The 10,865-nt window shown below is 70.7% G+C and carries 8 protein-coding genes and 1 pseudogene; 3 read left to right on the forward strand and 6 right to left on the reverse strand.

Annotation, left to right across the window (positions count from 1 at the left end; all coding sequences use genetic code 11):
• Window positions 1–47 precede the first annotated feature (47 nt).
• Window positions 48–659 (reverse strand): 30S ribosomal protein S4, encoded by a 612-nt coding sequence (gene rpsD, locus SSOG_RS07660; RefSeq protein ID WP_009713641.1) that lies wholly within the window; start codon window positions 657–659, stop codon window positions 48–50.
• Between the two features lie 193 nt (window positions 660–852).
• Here rpsD and SSOG_RS07665 point away from each other — a divergent pair, with 193 nt between their 5' ends.
• The gene (locus tag SSOG_RS07665) at window positions 853–1,599 is read left to right on the forward strand and encodes a DUF2470 domain-containing protein (protein WP_009713642.1); all 747 of its coding nucleotides are present in this window, start codon (window positions 853–855) and stop codon (window positions 1,597–1,599) included.
• A gap of 27 nt (window positions 1,600–1,626) precedes the next feature.
• On the opposite strand, the gene SSOG_RS07670 is transcribed toward SSOG_RS07665, so the two are convergent.
• From SSOG_RS07670 to SSOG_RS07685, 4 genes are all read right to left on the reverse strand, one after another.
• Window positions 1,627–2,994, reverse strand: coding sequence for a replication-associated recombination protein A (locus SSOG_RS07670; protein WP_009713643.1), 1,368 nt, complete (start codon window positions 2,992–2,994; stop codon window positions 1,627–1,629).
• Window positions 2,995–3,079: 85 nt separating this feature from the next.
• Window positions 3,080–3,727 (reverse strand): vitamin K epoxide reductase family protein, encoded by a 648-nt coding sequence (locus SSOG_RS07675; RefSeq protein WP_039936850.1) that lies wholly within the window; start codon window positions 3,725–3,727, stop codon window positions 3,080–3,082.
• Window positions 3,728–4,000: 273 nt separating this feature from the next.
• Window positions 4,001–5,263 (reverse strand): histidine--tRNA ligase, encoded by a 1,263-nt coding sequence (gene hisS, locus SSOG_RS07680; RefSeq protein WP_009713645.1) that lies wholly within the window; start codon window positions 5,261–5,263, stop codon window positions 4,001–4,003.
• Between the two features lie 14 nt (window positions 5,264–5,277).
• Complete coding sequence (locus tag SSOG_RS07685) at window positions 5,278–5,997, reverse strand: MBL fold metallo-hydrolase (RefSeq protein WP_009713646.1); 720 nt, start codon at window positions 5,995–5,997, stop codon at window positions 5,278–5,280.
• Between the two features lie 156 nt (window positions 5,998–6,153).
• On the opposite strand from SSOG_RS07685, the gene SSOG_RS07690 reads away from it, so the two are divergent.
• Together SSOG_RS07690 and SSOG_RS07695 are read left to right on the forward strand one after the other, a co-directional pair.
• Entirely contained in the window at window positions 6,154–7,017 is an 864-nt protein-coding gene (locus SSOG_RS07690; protein WP_009713647.1) for a peptidylprolyl isomerase, read from the forward strand.
• 214 nt (window positions 7,018–7,231) lie between these two features.
• The gene (locus tag SSOG_RS07695; RefSeq protein WP_009713648.1) at window positions 7,232–8,461 is read left to right on the forward strand and encodes a DUF349 domain-containing protein; all 1,230 of its coding nucleotides are present in this window, start codon (window positions 7,232–7,234) and stop codon (window positions 8,459–8,461) included.
• A 76-nt stretch (window positions 8,462–8,537) separates the two neighbouring features.
• On the opposite strand, the pseudogene SSOG_RS53340 reads toward SSOG_RS07695, so the two are convergent.
• Window positions 8,538–10,815: pseudogene (locus SSOG_RS53340) on the reverse strand (RelA/SpoT family protein).
• Window positions 10,816–10,865: the final 50 nt, after the last annotated feature.

The following is a 10,865-nucleotide window of genomic DNA, read 5'->3' on the forward strand; positions in this document are numbered from 1 at the left end:
GTCGATGGGGAACCCGCGGGCTGCTGAGTATGTACGGTCCGCCGTATTTAGCGGGCGTAGTACTCGACGACGAGCTGCTCGTCGCAGATCACCGGGACCTCCTTGCGGTTCGGGTCCCGGTCGAGGCGGAAGGCCAGCGCCTTCAGGTTGACCTGAAGGTAACGCGGGGTCTCGCCGTCGGGGGCGTAGCCACCCTCACGCGCCACCTGGAAGGGGTGCTTCTCGCGGCTGCGCTCGCGGACCATCACCACGTCGTCCGGGCGGACCCGGAAGGAGGGCTTGTCGACCTTGCGGCCGTTCACCTCGATGTGACCGTGGACCACCATCTGGCGGGCCTGGTAAATCGTGCGGGCGATTCCCGACCGCAGGACGAGCGCGTCCAGACGGCGCTCAAGCTCGATGATCAGGGCCTCGCCTGTCTTGCCGTCGACCTTCCGAGCGCGGTCGTAGGCACGGGCCATCTGGCGCTCGCTGATGTCGTACTGAGCGCGCAGGCGCTGCTTCTCCAGCAGCCGGACCTTGTAGTCACTGGTCTGCTTGCGGCCACGGCCGTGCTCGCCGGGCGGGTAGGGACGGGCCTCGAAGTACTTGACGGCCTTCGGCGTCAGCGCGATGCCGAGTGCGCGCGACTTCTTGACCTTGGGACGCGACTGGTTCACGTGGAACGAACCTCCATGTAAGTTAGGTGAGCCTTACCTTAGCCGAGGAGAACGCATGTTTCGACCTGGGATCCCCCTGCCCAGCACTGGTCAGAGCCTTCAGGAGGGTCAGCCGCGTCCCAAGGAAGACGCCCTGCGGCCGACGGCGGCAGAGCGTGTACGGACTCTCGTTGATGCCAAGGCTACGGCGTCGTTGACGATTCCCGGAATCGAGGTCCCCGACGATCTCACCACGGACGGACCCGCCGCTCGCACCGTCACCCCGGACGGCGATGTGCTGTTGCTGGTGTCGGGCGGCTCACCCGCGGCCCGCGCCGCGGCCTACGCGCAGGACGACGATCTGACCTGCGTGATGGAGATCACGGATGTCGCCCCGGTCTCCGTACCTCAGCGCATCCGCGGCCGCGCCTGGGTGGCCGGCTGGCTCACCCCCGTACGCGGCGGCGACCGCGCCGCGAGCGCGGCCCTGCTCGCCCAGCACCATCCGGTGGGCGAGCTGCTGGGCCTCGGGGACGCCCTCCAGCCCGACTCCTCCGGCGGCCCGCGCGCGCGGACGACCGCCTGGATGCTGCTGCGGCTGGAGGTCGCCGAGGCCTGTGTGGACGACCTGTGGGGTGCGGACGGCGTCGAGCCGGAGGAGTTCGCGCAGGCCACCCCCGACCCGCTCGCCCCGCACGAGGCCGAGCTGCTCCAGCATCTGCACGCGGCCCACAGCGACCAGGTGCGCGGGCTCTGCGCCCTGCTGGGAGAGCGTTCGACCACGGTGTGCACCCGCGGCCCCGCGGTCCCCGTGGCCCTCGACCGGTTCGGCCTGCGCGTCCGCTTCACGGACGACGCCGACCAGCCCTTCGACGCCCGCTTCGACTTCCCGGAGCCGGTACGGAGCGTCTCCGAACTGCGCCGCGCGATGCACACCCTGTTCGAGGCGGCCGCCGACTAGGCCGGGGACCCGGGTCCGGGGGCTCCGCTACGCGGACTCCGGCGGCGGGTCACCGCGCAGCCGCGCCCGGACCCGCTCGACCACATCGGCGTAGCGGGCCTCCGCCCCGTACCGCGTCGGCTCGTAGTAGCGCTTGCCATGGATCTTGTCCGGCGCGTACTGCTGGGCCGCGATGCCGCCCGGCAGATCGTGCGGATACAGATACCCCTGGGCGTGCCCGAGCTTTTCGGCGCCCTTGTAGTGCCCGTCCCGCAGATGCGGCGGCACCGGGCCAGCGAGCCCCGCCCGGACATCCGCCAGCGCCGCCCCGATCGCCGTCGTGGCCGCATTGGACTTGGGCGCGAGCGCCAGCGCGATCGTGGCGTGGCTCAGCGTCAGAGCGGCCTCGGGGAAGCCGATCAGCGCGACCGCCTGCGCCGCCGCCACGGCGGTGGGCAGGGCGGTCGGGTCGGCCAGCCCGATGTCCTCGCTCGCGGAGATCATCAGCCGGCGCGCGATGAACCGCGGGTCCTCCCCCGCCTCGATCATCCGCGCCAGATAGTGCAGCGCGGCGTCCACATCCGAGCCGCGGATGGACTTGATGAGCGCGCTCGCCACGTCATAGTGCTGATCACCGGCGCGGTCGTAGGTGACCGCGGCCCGGTCGACCGCCTCCTCCAGCGTGGTCAGCGTGATCTCCGCCTCGCCCTTGGCGATCGCCGACCCGGCACCCGCCTCCAGGGCGGTGAGCGCCCGCCGGGCGTCGCCGCCCGCGATGCGCAGCAGATGCGCCTCGGCCTCGTCGGGGAGGGTGACCGCGCCGCCGAGCCCGCGCTCGTCGGCCAGCGCGCGGTGCAGCAGCCCGCGCAGATCGTCGTCGGTGAGCGACTCCAGGGTGAGCAGCAGCGAGCGGGACAGCAGCGGGGAGATCACCGAGAAGTACGGGTTCTCGGTGGTGGCCGCGATCAAGGTGACCCAGCGGTTCTCCACGGCGGGCAGCAGCGAATCCTGCTGCGCCTTGCTGAAGCGGTGGATCTCGTCCAGGAAGAGCACGGTCTCCCGGCCGTACGCCCCCGAGGAGCGGCGCGCCCCGTCGATGACGGCCCGCACCTCCTTCACCCCCGCGGTGATCGCCGACAGCTCCACGAACCGCTTCTGGGTGGCCTGGCTGACCACGTACGCGAGGGTGGTCTTCCCGATGCCGGGCGGGCCCCACAGGAGCACCGAGGACGGCCCGGCCGGTCCTCCGCTGCCCTCGCCGACCAGTCTCCGCAACGGTGATCCGGGGCGCAGCAGATGCTGCTGGCCCACGACCTCGTCCAGCGTGCGCGGGCGCATGCGCACGGCCAGCGGACTGCTGGACGGGTCCTTCTCCTGGCGGTCCTCGGCGGCGGCGGTGAACAGATCTGGCTCCACCCGGGAAGCCTATGACACCGCACCGACAGCGCCCCTTTCCCGGGGGCGGGGCCGGTTTCCCGGGGCCGGTCTCCCCGGGTTGGGGCTAGCTGGTCCAGAAGTCCCACCAGCGGGTCAGGATGAGCATCCCGATCACGCCGAGCCACATCACCGGCACCACCCAGTGGAACTCCAGCAGTCCGCGCCGCAGCCCGTCCGGTGCCGGGAGGTATCCGTGCTTGAGGTTGTGGCCGGTGACGTAGCAGAACATCACGATGGTGGCGACCCAGGCGAGGCAGCACCACAGGCACAGCGAGCCGATGACGTACAGCGACTCGTACTGGAGCCAGGTCACGAATCCGGCGCCGAAGAGGGTGCCCGCGTTGAACGTCAGCCAGTACCAGCGCGGGAAGCGCGCCCCGGCCAGCAGGGAGACGCCCACGCAGATCACGATGCCGTAGGCGACCAGGCCGAGCATCGGGTTCGGGAAGCCGAACGCCTCGGCCTGCTTGCTCTCCATGATGTTGCCGCAGGAGACCACGGGGTTGAGGCTGCAACCGGGGGTGAAGACCTTGCCGTCGGCCTTGTACTCGAGGATCTTGTTCTTGTCGAGCGTGATGACCCAGGCCGCCAGCAGCCCCATCGCGCCGGTGATCACGAGCAGGAGCGCGAAGGCGCGGCCGCCTCCCGTTCCGGTCCGTGCGCCGTCCCGCGCCTCGTCGGACTCCACGTCGTCCATCAGTGTCGTCGCCATATCGCCGTCCGTCGCTCTCCACACTGTCCGGCCCCGTCGGGCACGGCCATTGTGCCCCAACCCAGGGAGCCACAATGCCCCGTTGTCAGGGCCCGACCATCTTCCCGGGTCCCCCGTTCAGCGGGGATAAGGACCGGCCGAGGGGGCTGAGAACCCGCCCTCCCGGGCCGAGATCCCGCCCCGGGAGGGGCGGGGCCGGCAGGCGCGGGACGGTCTCGATCGGCCGGATGAATCGGGCCCGCCGCGGTTGACGGCGGGCCCCGCTCCGGGCGGTCAGCCCAGCTTCGACTGGATCGTGGTCACGATCTTGGTCAGCGGAACGGACTCCTGCTCGCCCGATTCCATGTCCTTCAGCTGGACCACGCCCTCGGCCAGGTCCCGCTCGCCCGCCACGATCGCGTACCGCGCGCCGCTGCGGTTCGCGGCCTTCATCGCGGCCTTGAGCCCCTTGCCGCCGTACGCGAAGTCCGCCGCCACGCCTTCCTTGCGCAGCTCGCCGACCAGGCCGAAGAGGACCTTCCGGGCCTCCTCCCCCAGCGGCACGGCGAAGACGCTCGTCGCGTCGGGCAGGTCCAGCCGGACGCCTTCGGCCTCCAGCGCCAGCACCGTACGGTCGACGCCGAGCGCCCAGCCCACCGACGGCAGGGCCGGGCCGCCGATCATCTCGGACAGGCCGTCGTACCGGCCGCCGCCGCCGACCGCGGACTGCGAGCCGAGCCCGTCGTGGACGAACTCGAACGTGGTCCGGGTGTAGTAGTCGAGGCCGCGGACCAGCTTGACGTCGTCCTCGAAGACCACGCCCTGCGCGGTGATCAGCTCGCGCACCCGCGCGTGGTACTCCCGGCAGCCGTCGCACAGGTAGTCGCGCAGCAGCGGCGCCCCGGCCAGCTGCTTCTGGACGGCGTCGCGCTTGTCGTCGAGCACCCGCAGCGGGTTGATGTCGATGCGCCGCCGGGTGTCCTCGTCCAGGTCGAGCCCGCGCAGGAAGTCCTGGAGGGCGGCCCGGTAGACGGGGCGGCACTCGGCGTCGCCCAGCGAGTTCAGCAGGATCCGGAAGTTACGCAGCCCCAGCGACCGGTAGGCGTCGTGCGCGAGGATGATCAGCTCGGCGTCAAGGGCCGGGTCCTCGGCGCCGATCGCCTCGGCGCCGACCTGCGAGAAGTGGCGGTAGCGGCCCTTCTGGGGGCGCTCGTAGCGGTAGTACGAGCCGGAGTACCAGAGCTTGACGGGCAGGCTGCCGGCCTTGTGCAGGTTGGCCTCCAGCGCTGCGCGCAGCACCGACGCGGTCCCCTCGGGGCGCAGCGCCAGCTCGTCGCCGCCCTTGGTGGTGAGGGTGTACATCTCCTTGGTGACGATGTCGGTGGACTCACCGACGCCGCGCGCGAAGAGTTCGACGTTCTCGAAGCCGGGTGTCTCGATGTAGCCGTAGCCGGACCGCCGCAGCGGGGTGGCGATGGCGTCCCGCACCGCGAGGTAGGTCGCGGAGGCCGGCGGGATCAGGTCGTAGGTGCCCTTGGGGGCCTTGAAGGTGCTCAACGTGGGTTCTCTCGTCACATTCCTCGTCGCGGAGGCGCGGCCGCGTCGGCGGCGTCTCCGGGGCCGGCGGCCACCTGCCGCAGGAAGGGGTTGGTGGCGCGCTCGCGGCCGATGCTGGTCTGGGGGCCGTGGCCGGACAGCACCACGGTCGAGTCGTCGAGCGGCAGGCACACACGGGCCAGGGACTCGAGGATCTCGGCGTGGTCGCCGCCGGGCAGATCGGTGCGTCCGATGGAGCCGGCGAAGAGCAGGTCGCCCGAGAAGAACACGGACGGGATGTCCGCCTGTTCGGGCATCCTGAAGGTCACCGACCCCTTGGTATGGCCCGGCGCGTGCGCGACGGTGAACTCCAGCCCGGCCAGCTTCAGTTCGGAGCCCTCGGCCAGTTCCTTGACGTCGTCCGGTTCGCCGACGGTCAGCTCGCCCATCAACTGCGTACCGATGGACCGCCCGAGCGCCTTGGCCGGGTCGCTCATCATGTAGCGGTCGGCGGGGTGGATCCACGCCGGTACGTCATGGGCGCCGCAGACCGGGACCACCGAGGCGACGTGGTCGATGTGGCCGTGGGTGAGGATGACGGCGACGGGCTTGAGCCGGTGTTTGGCGACGGCCTCCTCGACGCCTTCGGCCGCCTGGTGGCCCGGGTCGATGATCACGCACTCCTCGCCTGCGGCGGGGGCGACCAGGTAGCAGTTGGTCCCCCAGGCCCCGGCGGGGAACCCGGCAATGAGCACGATCGTCCTTAAATGTCGTCCGGAAGAGTCGGCCGGCGGAAGAATGTCGGCAGCTCCAGAGCCTACCGGCGGCGGCCCCGGCACAGCGAACCCGTATACGGTACGGCCGAGCCCTCCGACAGGACACCGACGGCACACGCATGAGGAGACGACGCGGTGGTCAGTAACGAGCAGCGGCGGCGGCAGCTTGCCCGGGAGAAGTACCTGCGGCAGCAGCAGCGGCGTGAGACGGCACGGCGCAAGTCCCGCCAGCGCAATGTGGTGATCGCCTCCGTGCTGGCCGTGGTGCTGGCCGGCGGCGGTGCCGTGGCGGCCGCGGGCGCGTTCTCCGGGGACGACAAGGACAAGAAGAAGGACGACTCCGCCGCGTCCACTCCTTCGGCCCCCTCCAACAGCAAGGCGCCGGACCCGTGCGCCAAGGAGGCGAAGGCGGTCGCGGGCAAGAAGCCGAAGAAGATGTCGTTCAAGAAGGAGCCCGCGCTCTCCATCGACAAGTCGGCTTCGTACTCGATGAAGCTGGAGACCACCTGCGGGGACATCTCCTTCGACATGGACGCCGCCAAGGCGCCGCACACGGTCAACTCGTTCGACTTCCTGGCCGGGAAGGGGTACTTCGACCACACCAAGTGCCACCGGCTGGTGAACCAGATGATCTACGTGCTCCAGTGCGGTGACCCGCAGGGCACCGGCGCGGGCGGCCCCGGCTACAAGCTGCCGGACGAGAACCTGAAGGACCCCTCGCTCAAGGGCGGCAAGTACCCGGCGGGCACGGTCGCGATGGCGAACCAGTACAACGCGCAGACCAAGCAGGGCCGCGACAGCGGCGGCAGCCAGTTCTTCCTGGTCTACCAGGACAGCCCGCTGCCGCCGGACTACACGCCCTTCGGGAAGGTCTCCAAGGACGGTATGAAGGTCCTGAAGAAGATCGCCTCCGCCGGAGCGGCCGCCCCCGACCAGATGCAGAACACCGCTCCGAACGCCAGCGTGCTGATCAACAAGGCGACGGTCGGCAAGTCCTGAGGTCGCCGGGCGTGCGTACTGCGAAATTTCGGTCGCGCAGGATACGGACAGCCGGGGCACCGGTCGCCTATGTTGGCGGTGTGCAGGGTGTCTGCCGCGATGGCCGCATCACCCTGCTGGGAGACCGGCCCGGGCGTCGCTGCCCGGCCGGAAGAAACTGTGGACGATGCCCGCGGGCCGCACGCCCGCCCCGGCATCATGTGGAGGAGGCGCTGTGAGCAGCGAGCCTTGGGGCCGCGTCGACGAGGCGGGGACCGTGTACGTGCGTACGGCCGACGGTGAGCAGGTCGTCGGATCGTGGCAGGCGGGATCGCCGGACGAGGCCCTCGCCTACTTCGAGCGCAAGTACGACGGTCTGGTCGTCGAGATCGACCTTCTCGAGCGCCGGGTCAAGACCACCGACCTGTCGGCCAAGGACGCGACGGCGGCCATCGAGCACATCCGGCAGCAGGTCGACGAGCACCATGTGGTCGGCGACCTGGACGCGCTGCGCAGGCGGCTCGACCAGCTGGCCAAGGACATCGAGGCGCGCCGTGAGGAGCGCCGGGCGGCCAAGGCGGTCCAGGCCGACGAGGCGCGCCACGCCAAGGAGGCGCTGGTCGCCGAGGCCGAGGAGCTGGCGGCCAGCGAGCAGTGGCGGGCGGCCGGGGAGCGGCTGCGCGCCCTGGTCGACACCTGGAAGGGCCTGCCGCGGCTGGACCGCAAGACGGACGACCAGCTGTGGCACCGGTTCTCGCACGCCCGCTCGGCGTTCTCCAAGCGGCGCAAGGCGCACTTCGCGGCGCTCGACGCGCAGCGCGAGGAGGCCCGGCAGACCAAGGAGAAGCTGGTCGCCGAGGCGGAGGCGCTGTCCGGCTCCACCGAGTGGGGGCCGACCGCGGCCCGCTACCGGGAACTGATGGCCGACTGGAAGGCCGCGGGCCGCGCGCAGCGCGAGCACGAGGACGACCTGTGGAACCGCTTCCGGGGCGCCCAGGACGTCTTCTTCCAGGCCCGGGGCGCGGTCTTCGCGGAGCGCGACGCCGAGCAGCGGGAGAACCTGACCCGCAAGGAGGAGCTGGTCGTCGAGGCCGAGAAGCTGCTGCCGATCTCGGACCTGAAGGCGTCCCGCGCGGCGTTCCGGTCGATCAACGAGCGGTGGGAGGCCATCGGCCATGTCCCGCGGGACGCCCGCTCCCGTATCGAGGGCCGGCTGCACGCGGTCGAGCGCGCCTTCCAGGAGGCCGACGAGGCCGAGTGGCGGCGTACGAACCCCGAGGCGCGGGCGCGCGCCCAGGGGCTCACCGGCCAGCTCCAGGACGCGGTCGACAAGCTCCGTTCCCAGATCGACGCGGCCCGCGCGGCGGGGAACAACGCGAAGGCCGACAAGCTCTCCAAGGAGCTGGAGGGCCGGCAGGCGCTGCTGGACCAGGCGCTGAAGGGCCTGGAGGAGTTCGGCGGCTGACGTCTGGCACCTGACAGCTGACGCGAATGGCGGCCCCGGGAGACCGGGGCCGCCATTCGCGTTCTGCGGCGCTTTCTCAGCGTGCGCGGGCCGAAGTGACCCGGTACACGTCGTAGACGCCCTCGACGCCGCGTACGGCCTTCAGGACGTGTCCCAGATGCTTGGGGTCGCCCATCTCGAACGTGAAGCGCGAGGTGGCCACCCGGTCGCGGGAGGTCTGGACGGCCGCGGAGAGGATGTTGACGTGCTGGTCGGACAGGACGCGGGTGACGTCCGACAGCAGCCGGGACCGGTCCAGCGCCTCGACCTGGATGGCGACCAGGAAGACCGACGACTGGGTGGGTGCCCATTCGACGTCGAGGATGCGCTCGGGCTGCTGGGAGAGCGAGTCCACGTTGACGCAGTCGGCGCGGTGCACCGAGACGCCGCTGCCGCGGGTCACGAAGCCGATGATCGGGTCGCCCGGCACCGGCGTACAGCAGCGGGCCAGCTTGACCCATACGTCCTCGACGCCCTTGACCACCACGCCCGGGTCGGCGCTGGAGCGGCGCTTGGAGCGCCGGATGGGCGGGGCGGTCTCGGCGATGTCCTCGTTGGCGGCCTCCTCGCCGCCGAGGGCCGAGACGAGCTTGCCGACCACGTTCTGCGCGGAGACATGGCCCTCGCCGATGGCCGCGTAGAGCGAGGAGATGTCCGGGTAGCGCATCTCGTGGGCGAGGGTGACCAGCGAGTCGCCGGTCAGGATCCGCTGGATCGGCAGGTTCTGCTTGCGCATCGCCCGGACGATCGCGTCCTTGCCCTGCTCGATGGCCTCGTCGCGGCGCTCCTTGGAGAACCAGCCGCGGATCTTGTTGCGGGCCCGCGGCGACTTGACGAAGCCCAGCCAGTCGCGGGACGGCCCGGCACCGGCCGCCTTGGAGGTGAAGACCTCCACCAGGTCGCCGTTGTCGAGGGTCGACTCCAGCGGCACCAGCCGCCCGTTGACCCGGGCCCCGATGGTGCGGTGGCCGACCTCGGTGTGGACGGCGTACGCGAAGTCCACCGGGGTGGCCCCGGCCGGGAGCGCTATGACGTCGCCCTTGGGCGTGAAGACGAAGACCTCGTTACGGGAGAGGTCGAAGCGCAGCGACTCAAGGAACTCGCCCGGGTCCTCGGTCTCCTTCTGCCAGTCCAGGAGCTGCCGCAGCCACGCCATGTCGTTGACGGCGTCGTCCTTGCCCGCCTTGCCCCGGGGCACGTCGGTGCGCACCTTGGAGGTCCCGGCGACCGCCTCCTGCTTGTACTTCCAGTGCGCGGCGATGCCGTACTCGGCGCGGCGGTGCATGTCGAAGGTGCGGATCTGTAGCTCGACCGGCTTGCCGCTGGGCCCGATGACCGTCGTGTGCAGCGACTGGTACATGTTGAACTTGGGCATCGCGATGTAGTCCTTGAACCGCCCGGGCACCGGGTTCCACCGCGCATGGATGGTCCCCAGCGCCGCGTAGCAGTCGCGGACGGTGTCGACGAGCACCCTGATGCCCACCAGGTCGTAGATCTCGGCGAAGTCCCGGCCCCGCACGATCATCTTCTGGTAGACGGAGTAGTAGTGCTTGGGGCGGCCGGTGACGGTCGCCTTGATCCGGGCCGCCCGCAGATCGCCCTGGACCTGGTCGGTGACGACGGCCAGGTATTCGTCGCGCTTGGGGGCGCGCTCGGCGACCAGCCGGACGATCTCGTCGTACATCTTCGGGTAGAGGATCGCGAAGGCGAGGTCCTCCAGCTCCCACTTGATGGTGTTCATGCCCAGCCGGTGGGCGAGCGGGGCGTAGATCTCCAGCGTCTCGCGGGCCTTCTTCTCCTGCTTCTCCCGCTTCAGGTAGCGCATGGTGCGCATGTTGTGCAGCCGGTCGGCGAGCTTGATCACCAGGACCCGGGGGTCCTTGGCCATCGCGACGACCATCTTGCGCACGGTCTCGGCCTGGGCCGCCTCGCCGAACTTGACCTTGTCCAGCTTGGTGACGCCGTCGACGAGCAGGGCGACCTGCTCGCCGAAGTCGCGGCGCAGGGTGTCCAGGCCGTACTCGGTGTCCTCGACGGTGTCGTGCAGCAGCCCGGCCATCAGCGTGGCCGGATCCATACCCAGCTCGGCGAGGATCGTGGTCACCGCGAGCGGGTGGGTGATGTACGGATCCCCGCTCTTGCGCTTCTGGCCGCGGTGCCAGCGCTCGGCCACCTGGTACGCGCGCTCGATCTGGCGCAGGGTGGCGCCGTCCGCTTTGGGGTCGTTGCCGCGCACGATGCGCAGCAGGGGCTCCAGGACCGGGTTGTACGGGCTGGAGCGCTGCACCCCGAGGCGGGCCCAAACGGGCCCGCACCCGGGTTCGACAAGCCCGGAACGCGGGGCCGGGCTCTGCGTGGTGCGCGG

It is taken from the genome of Streptomyces himastatinicus ATCC 53653 (assembly GCF_000158915.1).
Classification (GTDB): domain Bacteria; phylum Actinomycetota; class Actinomycetes; order Streptomycetales; family Streptomycetaceae; genus Streptomyces; species Streptomyces himastatinicus.

Coding starts and splice junctions, on each gene's coding strand:
- SSOG_RS07675 (WP_039936850.1), bottom strand. CDS start 3,727: ATGGCGACGACACTGATGGACGACGTGGAGTCCGACGAGGCGCGGGAC.